Source organism: Paenibacillus sp. UNC217MF, from assembly GCF_000686865.1.
Classification (GTDB): Bacteria; Bacillota; Bacilli; order Paenibacillales; family Paenibacillaceae; genus Paenibacillus_B; species Paenibacillus_B suaedae.
In genome coordinates this window covers 76000-99080 of sequence record NZ_JMLT01000010.1, presented here as the reverse complement: position 1 = coordinate 99080, position 23081 = coordinate 76000, and the positions used below count along the sequence as shown (strand labels likewise).

Sequence of the window (23081 nt, the reverse complement as noted above, 5' to 3'; positions counted from 1 at the left end):
CGTGCCGCGCCATCTAGTCGTTGGAAATGGCAAATTTCTCGTGAACCTTGACGAGCACGCCTATGTAAGGGATGTCTATTATCCGTATGTTGGTCAACTGAATCATACAGCCGGCTATCCCAGCCGTCTCGGGGTATGGGTGGAAGGTCAATTCAGCTGGCTAGGTGATCCAGAATGGAACATTCGCCTGGCTTATCAAGAAGATTCACTTGTTACCGATGTAACCGCCGAACACGAAGGGCTTGGTATTGTACTTCATATGAATGATGCCGTTCATCAGCGGGATTCGATCTACTTGAAGCGGATTGTCATCTCGAATGGTAATCCAAACCCACGTGAAGTACGCTTATTTTTCCATCAGGATCTGTCCATCAATGAAACGGAAGTTGGCGATACAGCAGGATTTTACCCTGACAATGGCACGTTATTTCATTACAAAAAAGATCGCTACTTCATGTTCAATGGCTGCATCACCCAGCATCATGGTGAAATAGCGGGCATACACCAATACACGACAGGCATCAAGCGATTTCATCAGGCAGAGGGAACGTGGAAGGACGCAGAGGATGGGCATCTTATGGGAAATCCTATCGCCCAAGGCTCTGTTGACAGCACGATCTGCTTGCGCACCATCGTCCCCGGCTCAGACAGTCGGGAGAGCTATTATTGGCTCAGTGTTGGTGAACGGCTTGAAGAGGTGAAACAACTTGATCGATATGTACGAGACAGCGGCCCTGCACAACTGATCCAGCGTGTCAGCACCTACTGGAAGCGTTGGTCGAATCAGCACCAGCTTGATTTCTCCGATCTGGAACCTGAGCTGATACGCCTATTTAAGCTCAGCCTGCTTATCATTCGCACGCAGACAGACGTGAACGGGGCAATCATTGCAGCGAATGATACGGACATTATGCAATTCAATCGGGATCATTACAGCTACATGTGGCCTCGGGATGGCGCACTTGTCGCGGAAGCGATGTCCGCTGCGGGATACCATGGGATGACAGCCCCCTTCTTCCGCTTCTGTGCTGATGCGCTGACTGCGGAGGGATACTTGCTGCACAAGTATAATCCTGACGGCACCGTCGGTTCCAGCTGGCATCCCTATCTGCGCGACGGCAAATCGCAACTGCCGATCCAAGAGGACGAGACCGGACTTGTGCTGTGGGCACTGTGGAGATATTATGAACATCACCGTGACATTGAGCTCCCTCAATCACTCTATCAATCCTTAATCCGCAAGGCTGCCAAGTTCATGATTCACTACCGCGATCCCGAATTGAAGCTCCCCCTGCCTAGCTATGATCTATGGGAGGAGCGGTATGGAATATTCACCTTCACCGCTTCAGCTGTTTACAGCGGCTTAGTGGCTGCTTCCAACTTCGCATCTCTGTTCGGGGATGAGGAACGAGCTGACCGATTCCGCAGCGCCGCAGAGGAAATCAAGACAGCGATGCTTGCCCATCTATGGAATGAAGAAGCCGGATGCTTCGTACGCGGACTGTACCGGAAAGAAGGGAAATGGGCTCAGGATTGTACGCCCGAGAGCAGTATTCTAGCCATTTATATGTTCGGTGTACTTCCTGCTGACGATGAGCGGGTGCTGTCAACCGTTCGCGTATTGAAGAGCAAGCTGTCCATTCGCAGCCAGACTGGGGGGATTGCGCGCTACTGGCGGGATTACTACTTCCAGCGCAGCACTGATCCGAGCCTTGCTCCTGGCAATCCGTGGATTATATGCACCCTCTGGTTCGCAGACCATGACATCGCTACCGCCTCCAACCTGAAGGATCTGCAAGCCGCACATGATACCTTGCGCTGGGTGGAAGCACACAGTCTGGCAAGCGGATTGCTTCCTGAGCAGTTGGATCCATTTGATGGTTCTCCACTGTCCGTTGCACCCTTAACTTGGTCACATGCAACATACATTCATACCGTTCTGAAGTATATTGAGAAATACAAGCAATTGGAGGCAGCCGCAGCCGGTTTAGCTTGAACTTTGAGCTTGAATAACCTCACATTTCGATTCCCTCTAGCTGTTGAATTCGATATCTCTCTTTCATACACGAATAAGCCCCGCAGATTTCTGCGGGGCTTTCCTTTCATTTGCCTTGCTATATATCAAGTGGCAGACCGTCTAGGCGTTCAAGTTCTTATCGCCCGGCTTCCAATTGATTGGGCATAACCCGCCGGACTGCAGCGCCTGCAGCACACGAAGCGTCTCCTCTACGCTGCGTCCTACATTGTTATGGTTCACGACTTGATATTTCAATTCGCCCTCTGGGTCAATAATGAACAAGCCACGCAGTGCAATGCCGTCCTCTTCTATTAAGACGCCATAGTCGCGTGCAACATTCTTCGTAATATCGGAGGCGAGCGGGAAGTTGATTTTGCCAAGACCATTCAGCTCTCTTGGTGTATTGATCCATGCTTTGTGGCTGTGGATGGAATCAACGGATACCCCTAAGATTTCCGTGTTCAATGCTTTGAACTCTTCCGCAGCTTCGCTCAATGCCGTTATCTCGGTCGGGCATACAAATGTGAAATCGAGCGGGTAAAAGAAAAATACGAGCCATTTCTCCCGGTAATCCGACAAAGATGCTGCTCCAAATCCTTGTCCGTCACCTTTTGCAGTTTCCATATTGAATTCTGGAGCAGGTCTGCCTACCAAACGTTCTGCCAAGCTAAATTCCTCCTAAGTACTAACTGAATTGGTGTCATTTATTATATCATTCTACCCGTTCGATTCAAAAATGACACGCCCCAAACCAACCTGCATGCAATCAACGGCTTACTGGAGCTATTGTCATCTTATAGAGCTGATCATTCCCATGAATGTCTGTCCAAAATGACTGGCAACAAAGCAAAGGCCAACTCATCCTTCTAAGAGTTGGCCTTATCATCATCCCATTATTTTGTCATAGCTGCCACAATCAGATCGCCCATTGCTTCCGTTCCGATCGCCTTAGACTTATCTGTAGCGATATCGCCTGTCCGATGTCCGCTATCCAGCACTTCCTTCACTGCATCTTCAATGGATTGTGCCGCATCTTCATAGCCGAATGTCAATCGGAACATGAGAGCAACCGATAGAATGGTCGCAATTGGATTCGCAATTCCTTGCCCTGCAATATCCGGCGCCGAACCATGTACGGGCTCGTACAGACCGAAGCTGCCTTCCCCTAAGGAAGCAGAGGATAGCATGCCGATAGAACCGGTGAGCATGGCTGCTTCGTCACTTAAGATATCACCGAACATATTCTCGGTGACGATAACGTCGAAGCTTGCCGGACGACGCAGCAGCTGCATCGCGCAGTTATCCACCAATACATGCTCCAGCTCCACATCTGGATATTCAGGTGCAACGCGGTTCACCGTCTCTCTCCACAAGCGCGAAGTCTCAAGCACGTTCGCCTTATCTACCGAAGCCAGCTTCTTGCGGCGCTTCTGAGCAACCTCGAATGCTTGGCGTACAATGCGCTCGACTTCCTGTACATTGTAGACACAAGTATCAACGGCTTCCTGTCCATGTTCGCCCTCGCGGCGGAACTTCTCTCCGAAGTAAATCCCGCCCGTCAGTTCACGTACGACAATTAGATCCGTACCTTCAAGCACTTCAGGCTTCAATGTGGATGCATCCTTCAAACAGTCAAATACGACTGCAGGACGAATATTAGAGAACAAACCGAGAGCCTTGCGAATGCCAAGCAGTCCAGTCTCAGGACGAAGCTCCTTCGGATTGTTGTCCCACTTCGGCCCTCCAACTGCTCCTAATAGAACCGCATCTGCATCCTTGCATAGAGCCAGCGTCTCCTCAGGCAGCGGCGTTCCCTTCTCGTCTATCGCGACTCCCCCGAACAGTCCATGACTCGTCTCGAACGAATATCCGAAAAGTTCCTCCGTACGCTTCAATACCTTCTCCGCTTCTCTTACGACTTCCGGTCCGATTCCATCGCCAGCAACAATCGCTATCTTCTTCACTTCTGCCATGTCTGCCACTCCTCGTTCAAGTAATGTTATTCCTGTTGTATCACAAATGAACGAGGTTGACTAAGATATAAAAGCTATTGTTTTTATAGGTAAAAACTATAACTATCAAAATATCAGAACCGCTTCTCTCTCTATGTTACTTGTTGAAAAAAATTTTTCCGTCCTATACGCCGTATCTCAAAGCCACTCTCTCTACATAGAATAGAATATCGTAAGCTAGCAATGGAATCTGAAGGGAAATACTTGATTGAACACAACTCTATCTAATAGGGAGGGAAGAGAATATGTTTACCATCCCAGAACAATTTTACGAGAAAGCAAGAGACTGGGCTGCCACCTATGCGGCACAACAGCATCTACCATTCGAACTCTTTTACCAAGTCATTTATCCAAAAGAATCACTCGCACTGCGTCCTCCAAAAGGCATCGATCCTATCCGCTGGTCTACTATATGCAGCTATGATGAGGCTTTTGTCGCCACAATTCCGGGTGGACGCCTCATTACTGGAAGTTGCTATGTGGTCACACCGGATCAAAAACGGCTGCTTGACGTGGAATATTATTATCCGTACGCTTCTCAAGCTCTGCCTCCGCCAGAATATTATCCCGGGACGATTGCTACCGTTGTATGGGGATGGAATATTCCGGATCTCGTATTCACACAAGCCATTTTCGGACATTGGTTTTTTGACATATTGCCGCGATTTCACTTGCTCCAGCAGAGCGGAATACCAATTGACAAATATGTCATCGGCAAACTAACGCATTCCTTCCAATATGAATCGTTGGACATGCTGGGTATCCCGCTTGAGCGGCTTATTCAGGCCGATCGAAATGAATTCCATATCATGGCCGAGAGACTTCTTGTCCCGGCAGTACCATGGATGACAGGCAAAAGTCCTCGCTGGGCATATGAATATATACGGAGACAACTGAAAGACAACCATCCGGTTCAACCTGTCAGCGGATATGAACGAATTTACGTCACTAGACAGGATGCTTTCGCTCGCTTCGTGATCAATGAAGACGAGGTGCTGGAGCTGTTGCATTCCAAAGGATTTACCAAAATTGTGCTTACTCCGCTAACAACTGCTGAGAAGATCGCGATATACTCTTCTGCTCAAGCAGTCGTTGCCCCCTTCGGGAGCGGGAACATTAACTTTGCCTTCTGCAATCCCGGTACGAAGGTCATTGAAATGACGCCGCATACTGTTACGGACGATTACTTTTGGAAAATAAGCAATCATGCAGGGCTTGACTACTATGAAATCATCTGCGACATTGAGTACCCTGCAAAGCAAGTCGGAGGTGCCGATAATTTGTATGTGGATCTAAATAAGCTGCGGCACGTACTTCATCTGGCTGGAATCGAATAGGAGATGCTCGTCATGTAGAGAATCTGTTACGACTAACGATTCTATTTTGAAAAGGGAGGTAAGACTGAGGCATGTACACCATTCCTGATCAATTTCATAGAAAGACGATCGATTGGGTGCAAGCCTATGCGTCCACGCAGCACTGCTCGATCGAACAAGTGTACAAAGTAATCGTTCCGCAACATGATCTGCAAATGCAGCCCTCAAGAGGTATCGATCCTCCGCGTTGGCCATCGACCTGCCATTATGATGAGACGTTCGTAGTCAGTATCCCCAATGGCCGCTTTGCTACAGGCAACTGCTACGTGGTTGCACCCGATAATAAACGCCTACTCGATATGGAATTATCCTATCCTTATTCGTTCACTTCATTGCCACCTCCCTCCTATTTTGAGGGGACTGCAGCTGCTCTGGCTTGGGGGTGGAATATCGCTGAAGTCGCAAGAACCCAGGATATATTGGGCCACTGGATGTTCGATATTTTACCACGTCTTTACTTGCTGGAACAGAGCGGGATCCCTATCGATAAATATGTAATTGGCAAACTTAGTCACCCTTTTCAATATGAATCGATTCAAATGCTCGGTCTTCCTCTGGACAAACTTATTCAAGTCGACACGAATCATTTCCACCTTCAAGCCAAAACATTAGTAGCGCCCTCCGTCCCCGTTATCATCGGAAAGAGTCCTCAATGGGCCTTCCAGTTCATACGTGGTCGCCTTCTGCCTAAGCATCCCACACAACGGATAGAGGGTTACGAGAAAATATATATTACTCGGCAAGATGCAAAAATGCGTTATGTGCTCAACGAAGAGGAAGTAATGAATCTATTGACCCCCAAAGGTTATCAACGCGTTGCTTTATCCACATTGTCCATGCAAGACAAAATCTCGTTATTTGCTTCCGCCAAGGAAATCATCGCCCCAATAGGCAGCGGTAATGCGAATCTTGTCTTCTGCAATCCAGGCACCAAGTTCATAGAACTCACACCGTACACAATTGTCGATGATTACTTTTGGAGAATCAGCTGCCTTGCACAGCTCGAATACTATGAGGTCATATGCGACGTAGAACTTCCTCCCAAGCCCGCATGCGGCTCCGATAATCTCATTGTGAATATGAACAAGCTTAAACAGACTCTTGAATTAGCCGGGATATAAGCCCGGCTCTCTTTATTTTGCAGAGGTGCCTTCTATTGAATGCAGACAGTCCCCCTGCCCTGCCTCTCTTTTGGCACACGAACGTCCGTATTTCACCCATTTTAGACGCAATCATTTGTTATGCCTAAGTCGTCCCTCTCACCATCATCATAATGTATCATTACAGACACTGTAGTCAGGAGGAAGTGCTTCGTGTCAAGCAAGCAAAAGACTGTAATTATTGGTGCAGGCGGACATGCAAAAGTGATTATCGATATTTTGCAGCATGATTCATCGATAGAGATCATTGGATGTACGGATAAATCGGAGAAGCCGCAGATTATGGGGATTCCCCTATTAGGCGATGATTCTATCTTGCCTACTTTATTCGCGGATGACATACGCCATGCCTTTGTAGCAATCGGAGACAACAAGCTGCGTTACAAAATAGCAGTTCAAGTAGAGAAGCTGGGCTTTACCCTGATCAATGCCATCAGCCCGTTCGCTTATGTTGCCCCCTCTTCACAGTTAGGATCAGGAATTGCAATCATGCACAACGCGGTCATAAATGCAGAAGCTCAAGTCCATCACTACGCAGTCATTAACACAGGTGCCACAATCGATCATGAATCCGTGATAGAGCGTGCGTGTCATATTGCTCCTGGCACCACACTCTCTGGGAATGTACATGTTAAAGAAGGAGGCTTTCTCGGCACAGGCTCCAAAGTAATCGACGGGGTTACCATTGGGGCATGGTCTATTTTGGGGGCTGGTTCTGTTGCCATTCGCAATATTCCAGAATCCTGTGTTGCTGTTGGGGTTCCAGCTCGCGTCATTAAGCAGATTCACGGTTAAATCGAGCTAATTGCAGACATGAATGTTGGAGGGAAATAACATGAACAAATACTACCCTATAGCAACCCCTGTCTTGAATGGAAATGAAACGAAATATGTGCTGGATTGTTTGAATACGACCTGGATCTCTTCCAACGGCCCATATCTGGATCAATTCGAGCAGCAATTCGCTGCCTTCTGCCAATCGAAGCATGCAATCGCCTGCAGCAATGGAACAACAGCACTGCATCTTGCCCTGCTTGCTCATGATGTCGGACCAGGTGACGAAGTCATCGTACCTACACTTACGTTCGTTGCGACAGCAAATGCGGTGACGTATTGCGGCGCACTACCTGTATTCGTTGACGTTGAAGCCGATACATGGAACATGGACATTCGAGCAATCGAGCAAAAAATCACTTCCCGTACGAAGGGCATTATCGCGGTACATCTATATGGGCATCCCGCCGACATGGATCCAATCATGGAGCTTGCTCACAAATATGATCTGTTTGTCATTGAAGATGCTGCTGAAGCGATTGGGGCGCAGTACAAAGGGAGAATGGCAGGAGCGCTGGGACATACAGCGACATTCAGCCTATTCGGCAATAAAGTCATTACAACTGGGGAAGGCGGTGTTGTCACGACAAACAACGAAGCCATTGCAGAGAAAATAAGATTGCTGCGAGGCCAAGGAATAGATAAGAACAAAAAGTACTGGCATCCGGTCATCGGTTACAACTATCGAATGACGAACATTCAAGCTGCCATCGGGTGCGCCCAATTGGAGAAGGTTGAGTGGCATATTCGAGAGCGAATCCGAGTAGCGATGCATTATTATGATTACTTGAAGCACGACAGCCGGCTGACACTGCCTGTACAGCGAATATGGGCCAAAAATGTATTCTGGATGTTCAGTATTGTGCTGAACGGCTATTCTGAGCAGCAGCGAGATCATGTCATGCAGCAGCTGAAGGACAAAGGAATTGAAACCCGGCCATTCTTCTATCCGATGCACATCCTGCCTCCTTATCGCGATGGCCAGCTGTATGAAGAATATCCAGTCGCCAACCGAATTGCTTCGCAAGGCATGAATCTTCCCAGCCATGGCGAATTAACCAAACAGGACATTCAGTATATCTGCCAATCCTTGCAAGATATACTGTGACGAACAAATGAGCTGTTAGGAGGAGACATTATTGGATCTGCAATATCGACTCATCCATTTTATACAAGCAATCTGGAGGCAGGATGGTCAACAATTCATCGCCGAGTTGTTCCGGCAGCTCCTTAACCGCGAACCAGGAATGATAGAATATCAGCACTATATGAGATTGTTGACTTCTCAGCAGACCAAACTAAGTATTATTGAGCAAGTCATGTGCAGTGAGGAGGCAGAGCAGAACTACCTTAGGCCCCCTACAAGTTTTATTCCTACTGAAGCTACTTCCGCTGCTAGTCTCATTCGGCGTTTTTACGCCGCGGAGCCTTTTTTCTTCATCCATTCCTTATATGATGAACTGTTATGCCGCAATCCAGACTCACTGGGCTTGCAAGGTCATCTAAAGGGATTAATGGCCAGACATAGCAAGAAACTAATGCTTCGGCAATTTTTGAATACCACAGAATTTCAACAATTGCTTGCACATCCGCAGCTACCATTGAAATCGGAGCCCAACCCTTATTCCATCCTGACATCGTCCCCGCGAACGGTTCAGCATATTGGGATTTTCCTAGCTTATCCGCACCCGCTTGCCATGGATGGTGAAGGAATTGGCCGCTTCCTGTATCGGCTTACGCGAGGAATGTTGTCCAACTTCCCACATGTGCACATTCATATTGCTGCTACTGGCTATAATTACGCAGATGCAGAACAGTCTTTCTCACCGTTAAGACCAATGTTTCCGGGCAGAGTTCATATTCACCATTCCAATAATGTAGAGCATTTCAATACGAATGTACCCGCTGAGATATGGATCGTCCCCATTATCTCGCTCGATTTGGCCATGTTTTTAAAAAAGCCGTATATTTTATGTCTGCATGATCTCGTTCATCATCAGTTTAAAGAGCTTTATTTCACTACCTACCCAGAATTTTGTCACCGTGTGGATCGAAATGGCTATTATATTTTGCATAAAGCCGCGGCGGTTGTATCGAACTCGAATTATGTGCGAACTCACCATGCAATTGGCATTGCTGGGCTGCCTGCACACAAAACGCATGTCATCCGACTTGCTCCACCTAGTGACGAGTATCAAACCTTTTCATTTATGGATCAGCAGCATTTTAGAGCGAAATATCAGCTTCATCATGAATATATCGTATTTCCAACCGTACTTCGCCTTCACAAAAATTTCGAGCGGCTTCTTGCTGCATTTATTCAATTCCGATTAACGATAGACGGATACCATTCGCGTCTGCGACTCGTCTTCACTGATCAATTGTCCAGCAGTCCAAAAGAAGCCGATGTCATGCGCATGCTGCATCATGTACAAGATCCTGAGATTATAAACAGTCTCATGTTCATCGGCAGAATTCCGACCTCCGACATGCCTTCTCTCTACAAATATGCAATCGGCACAATCGTGCCTACCTTGTTTGAAGGCAGCTGTCCTTTCCCTATTCTTGAATCTTTAACGGTAGGAACGCCTGTCGCTGCAGCCAATCTAGAGGTGACAAACGAAATTATTCCCAATATGAGCGCCTTCCTGGCCTTCAATCCATACTCCGTAGACGAGATCGAAGCCCGTCTTCGCGCTCTATGGGTATATCGCCACACCTTAGTGCCAGGACAACAGGCAGTGATTCAAGGAGCAATGCAGCGAAGCTGGTCGGATGTTGCGAACGAATACTACGCCCTTCTCCAACATGTTATATCGAACCCGGTCTAAATCATGCCGTAATATTTCAAATAGGCAACGCGGAAGACATGAATATATTGGCTTGCAATATAATCCCACGTGTCTGTTGGATCATTCATGCCCTGCACAGCAGACGATTTGTAATGACTGGAATGTTCAAAAAATAAATTCAGTGCTTGTGCGATGGAATCAGGGGATTCTGGATCGAACCAGATGATCTCCGCGCTATGTCTTGCCATATGCTCTCTCATCACAGGAATATCCGAGCACAGCACCGGTACACCAAGACGCAGCGCTTCTTCTACGGGGTAGCTTCCTCCCCCCTCCGACATGCTCGGCATAATAAGTGCTTGCGCGTTGCGAACTAGAGGAATCACGTTCGAGTCATGAATGAACCCCAGCGGATAGATGTCTGCATCCAAGCAAAGCCCTGTCCTTGCTAATAAAGAAATCAGCGTAGGCACATACATTTGTTCCGGCCATTGTGGAGGGACAACTCGCAGCAATTCTGTATTATGTCCAAACAGTACGAGCGGGACTTTGTTAACTGCGGTGCACCTGGAATATCCCAACAGCAGATTATAGTGATTTTTGTGCGGAGATATATTACTTGGGTAGACCACATATTGCGGCGGGAGACGGACGGCCACATCAGGGCTCACGTTATCGCTGACGAGATGACTTATCGGATCTGCTGGCAGTATGGCGTGCGGAATAATGGTCGCGCTGTTGCCTACCTCTCCGAAATGATGGAGCAGCCTAGTCTGTACATGGCGTGAGGATACGACAATTGAGGTCATGTTACTGAGCCATTCCTTCGCTTCCCGCCAAGCCTGCTCAATAACGGCTCCTGACACATAGGGTGGTACAAAGTCAAAGATAGTTGCATCATGAAAGGTGCATATCGTCGGAAGATCTACCTTCACATAAGCAGGCCCATGCGGCCAGAAGAAATACACAACATGGCAATCTGCTAACAGCACCCTCGCTTCTGGCGATTGAATGCTTCCGTTAAAATACACAATGTTGATATTCGGATAGCTGACCGTATCGATTCTCTCTTTGAACTTCGTGTCAGGTGCAATGACTAATCGTACGAGATCAATATCAACCTGCCGAGCCATCGCAGGCAGCATATTCGATAGCAATCTTGCTCCGCCGCCTGCCGATATCATATTCGCGCACCATATCATAATTCTCATTATCCACACTCCCTCGGAAGCGATATCTTGTTGAACGCAGCAATCAGTTAATCCTTATGCTGCATTCTGCACTAAGATTCGTGGGAGTAGCCGTGACGCATGAAGCATGCTTCCGAGTACAATAACGATAGCTAGATTGGAGGGAATATTAGGATGGCGCAAGTTATATGGCATGGCACAGTATTCGATTCCACTGGATATGCTAAGGCAACCAGAGAATATGTACTCGCACTGCATGCTGCCGGCGTAGATGTAAGCCTTGAAACCTATCAAGGACTACCGCAAGTAGGACTTCCCCCAGATCAACGTTCTATACTGGAGCACTTGCTGAGAAAGCGACGCAGCGCTGGTCGCCGCGTTAGTGTATACCACTATATTCCGGACCTCTGGCGGAGAAAGCTTCGGGCTTCATTCGGATTTACCTACTGGGAAACGTCGAAGATACCAGATAATTGGATTAAACAAGCAAATCAAATGAGCGGCATCCTGCTGCCCAGCATTCATAATATCAATGTTTTTCGCCAATCCGGCGTTAACGTACCGCTGCATTACGTTCGGCCCTGTCTCTCCGAACCCTATCATCCTCCTGCTCCTGAGCATACACCGCAGTACGTGAATCATTTACCGCCATTCCGATTTTTGTCCGTATGTTCTTGGATTGATCGCAAAGGAATAGACATCTTGCTCAAAGCCTTCTGGAGTGAATTTACGGCGGCTGATCCGGTATGTCTCATTATTAAGACAGCAGGTACCGCAGAGGTATATCACATGATGGAGCATTGGAAGAGAGAACTGCAGCTGACACATCATCCTGCTCAGGTCTATATCGATTTAGAACTGCGCAGCGAGATGGAGATGGATGCCTTATATCGAAGCAGTCATGCATTTGTGCTGCCGAGCCGTGGAGAAGGTGTCGGCTATCCCGTATTGGAAGCCGCTATGAGGGGAGTGCCTATCATTGTAACCGGCTGGGGTGGTCATCTTGATTTCTTGAATGAATATAACAGTTACTTAATCCCCTACCACCTCGTACCCGTAAGGCCTCAGCCTTATTACCAAGGATACCAGAGTGATCAGCTGTGGGCTGAGGCTTCTGTAGACGCCCTGCGCAGCCAGATGCGGCATGTCGTTACCAATTATGCGGAAGCGTCTACCAAGGGCCAAATTGCTATGCACCATACGCTCACTCATTTTTCACCTGATAAGGCAGCCCAGGATCTCATTACTGCCCTATCACGTACAACGGGCTTCACCTTTACCTAGAAGGTGAAGCCCGTATTTATTGCCTTTATTACTCCGGTCTTCCGAGATGTGCCCTAATCTGCTTCAATGCGTCTTCCAGATGTTCAGCTTTAATGGAAAAGATCTGGCCTTCATAGCCCATCGAAGCATGATCATACCTGGAATCATAGTAATGCTCCAGCATGAGCGACACCGCTTCTCCATAGTTCTCCAGGCGAAGTGCTTCTGCAATTGCGTTAGCATGCGGGGTATGCATGCGCCGCTGAATGCGGGCGAATGCTTCACGGATTGCAGTCGGGTGCTTGGACGGCTCATATTCCTTCACAATATTTCTAACCCGTACCTGTATCGGCAGCTGGATATCAAGCACCGTTCCCGCCTTCTTCGCATCCATCAGAAATTCTGGCAGTATGACCTTCCCGATTCGACGACTCTCCGCCTCCAATAGGAGGCAAGGTACTCTTGCTGACTTTAACTCCTCCAGCTTCTCAAATAGCATCGCATCAAACATCTTCTGATTGTTCGGGACTTGTCCAATATGCCCAAATACAGAGCCTCGATGTCCTGCCATCTCCTCAAGATCAAGGACAGGATACCCTTCCGCTTGAAGCTGCCGAAGCATATCTGTCTTCCCTGTCCCCGTATGTCCGGACAGGACAATGCACGGTATTCGCCAGTCATAGTTCACCAGCGACTCTTGTATCCATTGTCGGTAGGTGCGTATTCCCCCTGACAATCGGTATGGCTTCAATCCCATTAAAGACATCACAGTAGCCATCGTACGGCTTCGCATGCCGCCCCGCCAGCAGTAGATGATGGTCGTCCCTCGAAGCTCCTTGAACTGCTTATATAATGATGGAAGCTTGGCTGACGCGATCTCTAACCCACGTTCCTTGGCCGCTTCTACACTTACTTGCTTGTATATCGTTCCGATCTCCGCCCGTTCTTCATTCGTGAACAAAGGAATATTGATGCTTCCCGGTATTCGGAATTCCTCGAATTCTCCTGGCGAACGCACATCAACAAGCGTTGCCTCCTTGTCCCGCAATGCCATACACTGCTCTAATGAAATATCGTGCATACCTCTCACCTCTTGTTGTCTCATACAATCTCGTGATATCGAACTATTGTTAAGACTATAGCATTCCGCCCAAGAAATCCACTCTGACAATCGCCGTGCCCTTTTTTACGTTAGGTACATATGTAGTAATAACCCATGATTGCCATCATTGTCTGTTTCCCAGGAGGTGTTTCACATCACGACCGTTAAGGCAGTTATATTAGCTGGCGGAACCGGAACTCGTTTCTGGCCTTTCAGCCGCGCAGATTACCCGAAGCAATTTTTGCCGATTCTTCATCAACAATCGATGCTTGCTGACACGGTACAGCGAATGCTTCAATATTTACCGCTGGAACATATATATATCGTATCCCTTGAAGAATACATCCCTATTATCCGAAAGCAGCTTCCTGACTTCCCGCTGCAGAACATTATTGTGGAGCCTATGGCGAGAGATACCGCTGCATGCATCGGTCTTTCCGCGCTTCAATTAAGTGCAGACGATGAAGATCCCATTCTGATTACCTTACCTTCCGATCACTATATTTCGGATCCTGATGCTTTTCACGAAGCACTGCGCACCGCCGTCTATCGTGCAGATCAGGAACGATGTGTCGTTACTTTGGGGGTGAAGCCGACACGCCCTGAGACGGGATACGGATATATCCGTATCCAACAGAACAGCCCTACCCCTACTAACGGAAATGAAGCAACCGATATATCCACTCCACTTACCCCAGTTGAGAAATTCATCGAAAAGCCAGAACTGTCTGTTGCAAACAATATTTTTGCTGATGGCTGCCACTATTGGAATACAGGGACGTTCATTTGGAAAGCTTCAACCATCATGCATCTGATCCATCTGCACCTACCTGACCTGTATCGTTCCTTGTTTGATATGAAGACACTCTTAAACGATTCACATAACGGTCAACAACAGCTCGCAGCCGCATACAGTAGTCTCAAGAAGCAATCCATTGATTATGGCGTTATCGAAAAATGTGAATCCATCTACATGATTCCTGTCCATTACGGCTGGGACGATCTCGGCAATTGGAATGCACTTGAGCGCATACACCAGACCGATGAGCTCCTGAATATTGTTCATGGGCGTCATGAGGGGATCGATACGGAGCGAAGCATTATCTACGGTGCAACAAAGCAGTTAATCGCGACGGTAGGCATTGAAGACATCGTGATCGTCGCCACGGATGATGTGGTTCTCGTCTGTCCGAAAGAACGAACACAGGATATAAAAAAGATGGTGAAGCACTTGAAGCAGCGCGGATACGACACGTTCTTATAGAAAGGTGGATACGACTCGATGTTTCTTCATAATATCGGTACCATCTACGAACCAACAGGATATGCAAAGGCCAATCGGCATGTCGTGCTTGAATTGATGAAGCTGGGGGTGCAGTTTCACTATACGCCAGTTCATTCCGAAACAGTCAGGGTTCCTATGACCCCCGATATCGAGGCGGCCTTGCAGGCGATATCGCACACTCCATTGCCAGAGCCCCATATCGTATTTACGCATTACCCTGCGATCCAATTTGTGAAGGACATTCGCCATTACTCAATCGGAATGACGATGTACGAATGCAGCCGACTGCCGTTCATGTGGTCTCGAAGATGCAGCAATATGGATGAAGTATGGGTACCGTCCACCTTCAATCGAGATACCTTCCACCGGTCTGGAGTCCCGCTGCACAAGATTCACGTCATGCCTTACGGAATTGATTCGGACTTGTTTGCTCCCGGTCACCCCCCATTCCCTATTCCGGGCCAACGAAGCTATACCTTCTTATCCGTCTGTTCCTTCGATGACCGCAAAGGCATTGATATCTTACTTACCGCCTTCCTTGAAGAGTTCGCGGAGTCCGAGGATGTATGTCTCATTATCAAAACGCGTGCAACCACTGAAGAGGAGATCGGCAGACAGCAAGCCTATATTGACGCTATCGCCTTCAAGACAGCCGGAAAGTCTCGCTCATCTGTCATTCTCATCTCAGCGATTCACAGTTGGAGCGAGCAGCAGTTAGCTATGCTCTATAACAGTGCCGACAGCTATGTGCTTCCTACACGTGGAGAAGGATGGAGCTTAACCGTAATGGAGGCAATGGCCTCCGGTCTCCCTGTCATTACAACGCGCTGGTCAGCTCATCTTGATTTCGTCAACGATGCGAACGGATACCTCATCTCCGTCCAGAAGTTCGCTCCCGCCCACCCCACGAATTCCAGAATGCTGTGGGCAGTTCCAGACAATATGCATCTAAGACAGCTGATGAGGCATGTATATATGAACCGGGATGAAGCAGCCGCTAAGGCTGCCCTCGGTCGAAACACAGTAAAGGAGCAATTCACATGGCAAGCAAGCGCAGCCCGCATGCTTCATCGCTTGACGGAAATAGCCGCGCGTTAAAAAGGGAGATGGCAACGCTATGATCAGCGTCATTGTTCCTACGATCCATCACACCGATCTCGTTAAACATTGTGTGCACAGCTTCATCCATACCGTACATGAGCTGCCCTACGAGATCATCGTTGTCGATGATGGCAGTCCTGCCGCGATTCAAGAAGAACTGGCACGATGGGCTGCTCCGCTCCAGGTGCAATTCATTGCAAAGCCTCATAATCATGGATTCAGCCATACTGTCAACGCTGGCATCCAGCATGCCAAGGGACAATATATTCTGCTCGTCAACAATGACGTGTTCTTCCACGAGCCCGGGTGGCTCCATCATATGGTTGCAACCATGAACAGTGATGCAGCAATCGGCATCGTAGGAGCGAGGCTCCTCTATCCTGATATGACCATACAGCATGGCGGTGTTATCCCGACAGCGAAGGGGCATTTTGACCACCGCTACCGCCGACAGTCAGCTGATTATGAGCCTGCATTAGCCGTAGAAGATATGAATGCCGTAACCGGTGCATTAATGCTAATACGCAAGCAGCTCCTCGACCAGATTGGGCTATTGTCCGAGGAATTCTTCATTGCCTTCGAGGATGTTGACCTCTGTTATCGCGCCAAGGTGCACGGCTCCCGTGTCGTGTATTGCGGAACGGCTAGTGCCATCCATGCGGAAGGGTATACCCGCGGCACGACAAAAGCGAACAAGAATCCATATTGGAGACAAAAAGAAATGGAAGCTCGAAAAAAATTCTGGATGAAATGGGGAGGGAAAATCATCCGATGACAGCTCCTCTGGAAGTCGTATATGTGCTTGAACTGACCGGATTGTCTGGCGGCATCCGCAACGTATTCGAACAGGTCAACCGCCTGCATGATATGGGGGTCAACGTACAACTATTTGCACTCGATAAGCAGCCTAATTGGTTCCCGCTCAAGGTGCCCGTACGGCGCTTCGGCAATTATCCATCCATGATGCGTGCGCTGACGCCAATGAATTGTATTAAGGTCGCCACCTGGTGGAAGACGCTTGCTGCCGTATGGCATAGCTGCGACCGCAAGCGCGGCGGCAACGGTGTGCCGGTATATCTGGTGCAAGATATTGAGGAGAGTTATTACCCGAACTGGAATGATATGCAGGAGCGAGTTCGCAATACGTACCGTGTGCCCGTGCATATGCTGACGATAGCGGATTGGACGACCAGACAATTGCTGGAGCGGTTCCAGAAGCATGCAAGCAACATTTCCATTGCAGTTGATTTCGACCTCTATAAGCCGAATCGCACTCATGACTATGATCCATTCCGTATTCTTGCCTGCAGCCGCCGCAGCCAACACTTGAAGGGATTCGACATTACGGTTCAAGCTGCGAAGGATGTGTGCTCCAGACTGCCACAAGCATCTATGGTCACCTTTGGCGTGGAGCCTCCCCATCTGCATGGCATTCCTCATGGTCATTTCTCTCACCCTGATGACCACCATGTTGCCTACTTATATGCCAACTGCGGAGTATTTGTCCAAACCTCTTATCACGAAGGCTTTGGGCTTCCGATATTGGAAGCTATGGCTTGTGGCGCCCCTGTCGTGACCACGAAGGCGGAAGGAAATGAAGAATTCTGCCATAATGAATGGAATTGCATCCTTGTAGACAAAGGAGATGTTGCCGGGGTTGCACAAGGGATCCTGCGCATATTAACCGATCCGCAATTCGCCGCGTATCTCACGACGAATGCCATGACAACGGTGCAGCACTATAATTGGCCGCGTGTGATGCATAATCTGCTTACGGTATTTCATGCCGTGACGCCTCAATTACAGCAGTGAATGCATATGAAATAAGCCCCCTCCGAACCTCGGAGCGGGGCTTACTTTATGTGCAGCATATCCTAATTCCTTATTCCCACTTGATAGTGAATGCCGGCAAATACCTCATTCCATACTTGATCGCACGCAGCATCCCATCCGATCGGCAGCTCTAACCCGCATGTATTCGCAAGCGGCCATTCCTTGTCGATGATCCGATGCTCGTTTCCGGGATTGACAACCAACAAGCTGAATTGATGCTTCACAAGAGATGCCAATGCTGCTTCCAGTTCCGCTGCCTCGTCATATGATGCATTAAATCGGAAGTAGAAGATACGCTTGCTATGCTCCGCCTTATCTAGAAATCGATGAATTCTCCGCTGAATCGTCTCAATGAATTTCGGATATTTCAACGCGATCCCTCTCCGACGTTCTGTGTACAAAAAATCATGAACTGATTGTACACCATACACCCGGTCTAATATACAATAATTATGACGTTTAAAAATGATGCTCTCCACCACTAAATGATCCGGATGCATGAACTTGGCAAAGCGATTTCGAAGCAATAAGCTTACACCAGGTGTCCAATTGGAGTACATCCAATCCACGACACCACTGTACGGCCGCAAGCCATAGCGTTCCAGCCGTTGAGCCGTATAGCAGTTCGACCCCAAACTGTACACGGCATCGTATTCGCCTTTTACATCAGACAATCGCAAGGCAATCTCCTCCACTACGTAAGGTTGAACGGTGTCCTATAGGTTTCCTCGGCCATTTTGCCGCCCCACTTCAACTCATAATACCGCTCGTACAAGGGCCAAGTCGTATCAATGATAAAATTGTAATGAGCATCCGACTTCCTTGTTGAGCTTCCATGATGATCGACAGGCAAGCCCGTGAACACTTCATCATATCCTGCCAACCTGAGCCTGCGATGATAGTCTATATCTGCGAAATAACTGCTGAATACCGTGTCCCATGATCCCGCTGCTCTAACTGCCTCCATATTGTAAGCAGCAAGCGCATCGAAGTTCGTTAAGGCAAGCCCCCACTTCCGCCCACTGTTCTTCAACTCCTCAAGCACTCTCAGAAATGCTTCTGGCGTACCCGGATGAGCCTCCGCATCGTTATGCATATAGAACACAGAATCGGCCCCCTGATCGAGAGCCACCCTCTGGAACCAATTCATAGATTGGGTAAATGTCAGCGATACAGGGGGCTCATATATGGTTACGCGCCGAGACAATTCAGAATCATATCTCAAATCGTGCGCGGGAGAGTTATCCAATACGTAAGTATGCTTCCAATACAATTCGATACTGTCTAAGGCCCGATACAGCAGATCCTTACGATTCACGTACGGAATTCCCACAACGTAACGCAATGCCGATCACTCCTCATATACATAGTCATCAAACGTTCCATATGCCTTATAGATGGCGAATCCGCTCCGCTATTTTCTTCGCCGAGTTCTCCCACGTCCAGTGCGACAGCACAAGCTGGGATACGGCCAGACTTCGCTCTTTAACCACTTCTTGATTCTCGTACACAAAACGCATGACATGAGCTAGATGCTCAAAATCCGGCTCCGCCCATTGAAATCCTGTATAGTACGGACATTTTGCAACGGCCGGAATCAATCGCTTCACTTGAATGGGGAAGCCCGTTTGGATGTTCAAAAAGTCCCGCTGCGCACTCCAATCCGTCGCGATAACAGGAATGCCGCAAGCCATCGATTCCAGTATTGGCATTCCCCAGCCTTCTCCCCTTGTAGGCAGCACGAAGCAATCCGCTGAACGATACAAGCTGCCAAGCAAATAAGAAGGAATGGTCTGATTTTCGATAATAATGATTTTGGACTCTGCATGCTTTAGATTCAGCTTGCGAATCTCGGCACGCACGTTTACTTCCGGGTCTTTGTTCGTAATTTTGCAGACAAGCACCACATCATCGAAGGCGAATTCATTGGCGAACGTTCGCAGCATTTCTTCCGGTGCTTTGCGTTCCCCCCACTCGAATACACTTAAGAATGTAAACTTCTCAGAGAACCGGAAAGCACGAATATCCGGGTTGAAATAGTTAGGATCTACCCCTAATGGGATAACATGAATCGGAACATGAACGCCGCTGTTGCAGAAGGTTTCTACATTGAAGCTAGATGGAACCCACACTTCATTCATGCGGTTGCACTGACGCACCCACTCTTCAGGCAGACCGTCTACTTCCAGCATCGTGTAACCAATCTTGTACCTGCCTTCATTTTTGAAGAACACATCGCCCTGTCCGTACACCACTTCAGGTGCTGATTCATTTCGTTTGCGCGCGCTAAATAGATTCACCCGATAATCATCGCTCATATTCGGTTCCTTCGTATGGAACGGTGTTCCAGGCCCGTATACATAGCGATAATGCATCTTCACACGCTGTTCGTCGAGAGCAATCATGAGGTTGCGGGAGGAATTCGCATAACCGCTTGGCAGGTTCACAATCGAATGCCAATTCAGCTGTGTATGATACTCTCCTGCAAGCTGGTGGCCCCACTTGCAATGGAAGATGCCCTGCGACTGCAAGAATAATTGGTTGAAATCGATGTTGTTTACCTTCGTAGAGGTGTTCTGCGCATGAACGAGCGTTACTCTTCCATCATAGACAACCCGGAAACCGGCAGCTAATGCCCGCAAGCAATAATCGGTGTCCTCGAAATATGCAAAATAAGCGGTATCCAGTGAACCGATTAGATTAATCAGCTCACGCTTTATATAGGCACACGCAAATACAACCCCTTGTACATCGCGAACACCTTCGTATTGACGAATATCGGTCTGCAATCCACCTATCTGTTGTCCCCAGCATGTATCCTCGAAGATATACGTCCCCGCATGCTGAAGCTTTCCGTCTTCACCACGCAATCTGCAGCCTACAACACCGATATTGGGAGCTAGAAAGGCTGTCTCCTGCAAGCGCTCCAGCCAATCTGCCTGCGTAATTAGAATGTCGTTATTCAGCATCAGAATATCACTGTCTAGATCGCAATGAGCAATGGCCAGATTGTTTCCAGCCGTAAATCCAATATTTTGCGGACTCTCAATTAACGTAACCCACTTCAGACCTCGAAGATAGTCCACGCTTCCATCCGTGCTTCCATTGTCCAGCACCACGACATCGACCAATTCATGCGCAGCCAATGGGGAAAGCGATGCGATGCATTGCTTCGTATGTTCTAGTCCATTCCATGTCAGGATGACAATTGATACTTTGCGCCGCAGCGGCGGAGCCGGAGCACGATTGCCGATCGTCTTGGCAGGAGGGTATTCCATAATTTCGAATCGTTCAAAGTCAACCGGACCATTATGTCTTGGGGCCTGTGGGGCATGGAGCAGCATCTGGCATTCCGGCGATACCAGAATCCCCATTAAGATTGACATTCGCGGCTTCCCCTGTCTCAGCATGAAGTAATAGTGCCGGAATGCGCCGTCCTCCACCTCTCTACACAGCATCTCTCGGTACAGCTCATGCGGAAATTCGTTTGGATCGATTGTCAATAAGGTGTAAATCCGATGAAAGATACGAAATGGAGTGCCGACCATATCGACGGCAACTTCACCAGCGAATGTCTGTTTCAACTCTTTGCTTTTCAGGAAATGGGTAACAATGGTCATCTTCGTGTGCCCTGCGCGAAGCAGTGCAGTAAAATGGCTTAACCCTGGATAATCCGGCTCTCTATTTAACACCTGTCTATATAGCTCCGACACAAATGCTTCCTCTTCCAAGCGGAACATCTGGTGTAACGTCTGGATGATATTCAAACTCGATCCCTCCATACACATTACGGATGATACGGTCATTTACATTAGTGTATTAGCACAGGTTCCAATTTGCCTGTGTATTTGACAGAAACGGGCGCGAAATAACAATTGGATGTACGCCTAATCAACATCTCCATCATCGCTGAATACAGTGAGTACTAGATTTAGGTGATGGTACATGAATAAGGAGTGAAGAAATGAGACAAATCGTTAAAAACTTGGTGAAAATATGTTCGGACATTCTCCCCTATGAAGTGCCAGTATATGAATTTGGAGCGTATCAAGTGCAAGGTCAGGAAGGATTCGCTGATTTGCGTCCCTTCTTCCACGGCAAGCCTTATGTCGGCTGTGATATGCGTCCTGGTGTAGGTGTAGATATGATCTTGGATCTCCATCATATTGACCTCCCTGCGGAGACAGCAGGGCTTGTAATCTCCTTGGATACGCTTGAGCATGTGGAAGATCCCCGTCTCGCCATGCAAGAGGTTCATCGCATCTTAAAACCAAATGGCATTGCCATTATTACCTCGGTCATGAATTTCCCAATCCATGATTATCCAGCCGATTATTGGCGCTTCACACCCCAAGCATTCGCCAGCATCTTGAAGCCATTCGATACGGTAGTAACCGACTATGCCGGGGAAGAACTATTCCCTCACACTGTCATCGGTATCGGCATTAAGGGCAATGCCGTACCTGCCGAGACGATTAACTCGCTCCAGCAATACTTGGACATGTGGAGAGCTGCAAGCTATCACCAGCATTAACAGCTCGGGGGAGGGGAAGTTCAATGAGCTACTTTTTGAACCAAAATCCAGCTTATCAACAATACCAAATCGGTGATTGGTCCTACGGCTACCCTAACGTACTCACATGGGGTGAGAAAGCAACATTAACGATTGGAAAATTCTGTTCCTTCGCTTCGAATACGACGATCATGCTGGGCGGAGAACATAACGTGGACTGGGTTACTACCTACCCCTTCAACCCAATATTCCCCAATGCAGCAGGCTTCCTTGGACATCCCAAAACAAAGGGTGATGTTACGATTGGCCACGATGTATGGATTGGCTTCGACTCGCTGATTCTTTCTGGAGTATCAATTGGAAATGGTGCAGTTATTGCAGCAAGGAGCATCGTTACGAAGAACATTCCTGCTTATGCGATTGCCGGCGGCAACCCGGCTCGTGTGATTCGTTATCGCTTCCCACCTTCCATCATTGACGATTTGCAGCGTATTGCATGGTGGGATTGGCCACTGGAGTACATCACAGTCGCTTGGCCCCTCCTTCTCTCCAATAGAATCGAGGATTTCATTCGCACGTACAAAACGTGGTGATCATGGGAGG

General features: G+C 48.2%; 20 protein-coding genes. 13 read left to right on the top strand and 7 right to left on the bottom strand.

Annotated elements, in window-relative coordinates:
• Nucleotide 1: 1 nt before the first annotated feature.
• Complete coding sequence (locus BP95_RS0107705; protein ID WP_021254514.1) at nt 2-1996, top strand: glycoside hydrolase family 15 protein; 1995 nt, start codon at nt 2-4, stop codon at nt 1994-1996.
• Nucleotides 1997-2137: 141 nt separating this feature from the next.
• Here BP95_RS0107705 and BP95_RS0107700 read toward each other — a convergent pair whose 3' ends face one another.
• Nucleotides 2138-2683: a peroxiredoxin gene (locus BP95_RS0107700; protein WP_021254513.1), complete on the bottom strand. Its 546-nt coding sequence runs from the start codon at nt 2681-2683 to the stop codon at nt 2138-2140.
• A 227-nt stretch (nt 2684-2910) separates the two neighbouring features.
• Nucleotides 2911-3990, bottom strand: a complete 1080-nt coding sequence (leuB, locus tag BP95_RS0107695; protein ID WP_021254512.1) for a 3-isopropylmalate dehydrogenase — start codon at nt 3988-3990, stop codon at nt 2911-2913.
• A gap of 284 nt (nt 3991-4274) precedes the next feature.
• On the opposite strand from leuB, the gene BP95_RS0107690 reads away from it, so the two are divergent.
• The 5 genes from BP95_RS0107690 (at nt 4275) to BP95_RS29865 (ending at nt 10230) form a co-directional block, all read left to right on the top strand.
• Nucleotides 4275-5366: a glycosyltransferase family 61 protein gene (locus BP95_RS0107690; protein WP_021254511.1), complete on the top strand. Its 1092-nt coding sequence runs from the start codon at nt 4275-4277 to the stop codon at nt 5364-5366.
• Between the two features lie 71 nt (nt 5367-5437).
• Nucleotides 5438-6526: a glycosyltransferase family 61 protein gene (locus tag BP95_RS0107685; RefSeq protein ID WP_021254510.1), complete on the top strand. Its 1089-nt coding sequence runs from the start codon at nt 5438-5440 to the stop codon at nt 6524-6526.
• Nucleotides 6527-6718: 192 nt separating this feature from the next.
• A complete protein-coding gene (locus tag BP95_RS0107680; RefSeq protein WP_021254509.1) occupies nt 6719-7360 on the top strand; it encodes an acetyltransferase in 642 nt (213 codons plus the stop codon).
• 40 nt (nt 7361-7400) lie between these two features.
• Nucleotides 7401-8507, top strand: a complete 1107-nt coding sequence (locus BP95_RS0107675; RefSeq protein ID WP_021254508.1) for a DegT/DnrJ/EryC1/StrS family aminotransferase — start codon at nt 7401-7403, stop codon at nt 8505-8507.
• Between the two features lie 31 nt (nt 8508-8538).
• The gene (locus tag BP95_RS29865) at nt 8539-10230 is read left to right on the top strand and encodes a DUF4214 domain-containing protein (protein ID WP_021254507.1); all 1692 of its coding nucleotides are present in this window, start codon (nt 8539-8541) and stop codon (nt 10228-10230) included.
• Here the strand turns inward: BP95_RS29865 and BP95_RS0107665 are convergent.
• Complete coding sequence (locus BP95_RS0107665) at nt 10227-11402, bottom strand: glycosyltransferase (protein ID WP_021254506.1); 1176 nt, start codon at nt 11400-11402, stop codon at nt 10227-10229. The two genes, BP95_RS29865 and BP95_RS0107665, sit on opposite strands and share 4 nt — an antisense overlap.
• Before the next feature lie 153 nt (nt 11403-11555).
• Here BP95_RS0107665 and BP95_RS0107660 point away from each other — a divergent pair, with 153 nt between their 5' ends.
• Nucleotides 11556-12665, top strand: coding sequence for a glycosyltransferase family 4 protein (locus BP95_RS0107660; RefSeq protein ID WP_021254505.1), 1110 nt, complete (start codon nt 11556-11558; stop codon nt 12663-12665).
• A 28-nt stretch (nt 12666-12693) separates the two neighbouring features.
• On the opposite strand, the gene mnmH is transcribed toward BP95_RS0107660, so the two are convergent.
• Nucleotides 12694-13725: a tRNA 2-selenouridine(34) synthase MnmH gene (mnmH, locus tag BP95_RS0107655; RefSeq protein WP_021254504.1), complete on the bottom strand. Its 1032-nt coding sequence runs from the start codon at nt 13723-13725 to the stop codon at nt 12694-12696.
• A gap of 148 nt (nt 13726-13873) precedes the next feature.
• On the opposite strand from mnmH, the gene BP95_RS0107650 reads away from it, so the two are divergent.
• Genes BP95_RS0107650 through BP95_RS0107635 form a run of 4 tightly spaced genes read left to right on the top strand, consistent with a single transcriptional unit; the run spans nt 13874 to nt 17944 of the window.
• On the top strand, nt 13874-15010 hold the full coding sequence (locus BP95_RS0107650) for a mannose-1-phosphate guanylyltransferase (protein ID WP_231515073.1): 1137 nt from the start codon (nt 13874-13876) through the stop codon (nt 15008-15010).
• A gap of 18 nt (nt 15011-15028) precedes the next feature.
• Nucleotides 15029-16129: a glycosyltransferase gene (locus BP95_RS0107645; protein WP_028531820.1), complete on the top strand. Its 1101-nt coding sequence runs from the start codon at nt 15029-15031 to the stop codon at nt 16127-16129.
• A 19-nt stretch (nt 16130-16148) separates the two neighbouring features.
• The gene (locus tag BP95_RS0107640) at nt 16149-16907 is read left to right on the top strand and encodes a glycosyltransferase family 2 protein (protein WP_028531819.1); all 759 of its coding nucleotides are present in this window, start codon (nt 16149-16151) and stop codon (nt 16905-16907) included.
• Nucleotides 16904-17944, top strand: a complete 1041-nt coding sequence (locus BP95_RS0107635; RefSeq protein ID WP_028531818.1) for a glycosyltransferase family 4 protein — start codon at nt 16904-16906, stop codon at nt 17942-17944. The genes BP95_RS0107640 and BP95_RS0107635 overlap by 4 nt, the downstream gene beginning before the upstream one ends.
• A gap of 62 nt (nt 17945-18006) precedes the next feature.
• Here BP95_RS0107635 and BP95_RS0107630 read toward each other — a convergent pair whose 3' ends face one another.
• The 3 genes from BP95_RS0107630 to BP95_RS0107620 are packed head-to-tail and all read right to left on the bottom strand — an operon-like array spanning nt 18007 to nt 21732.
• Nucleotides 18007-18639, bottom strand: a complete 633-nt coding sequence (locus BP95_RS0107630; RefSeq protein ID WP_231515072.1) for a DUF1796 family putative cysteine peptidase — start codon at nt 18637-18639, stop codon at nt 18007-18009.
• 20 nt (nt 18640-18659) lie between these two features.
• A complete protein-coding gene (locus BP95_RS0107625) occupies nt 18660-19310 on the bottom strand; it encodes a glycosyltransferase family 2 protein (RefSeq protein ID WP_021254498.1) in 651 nt (216 codons plus the stop codon).
• Between the two features lie 46 nt (nt 19311-19356).
• Entirely contained in the window at nt 19357-21732 is a 2376-nt protein-coding gene (locus BP95_RS0107620) for a DUF4214 domain-containing protein (protein WP_036666837.1), read from the bottom strand.
• Between the two features lie 197 nt (nt 21733-21929).
• Between BP95_RS0107620 and BP95_RS0107615 the strand changes: the two genes are divergently transcribed.
• Together BP95_RS0107615 and BP95_RS0107610 are read left to right on the top strand one after the other, a co-directional pair.
• A complete protein-coding gene (locus BP95_RS0107615) occupies nt 21930-22499 on the top strand; it encodes a class I SAM-dependent methyltransferase (RefSeq protein WP_028531816.1) in 570 nt (189 codons plus the stop codon).
• Nucleotides 22500-22522: 23 nt separating this feature from the next.
• Nucleotides 22523-23071 (top strand): CatB-related O-acetyltransferase, encoded by a 549-nt coding sequence (locus tag BP95_RS0107610; RefSeq protein WP_021254495.1) that lies wholly within the window; start codon nt 22523-22525, stop codon nt 23069-23071.
• Nucleotides 23072-23081 lie beyond the last annotated feature (10 nt).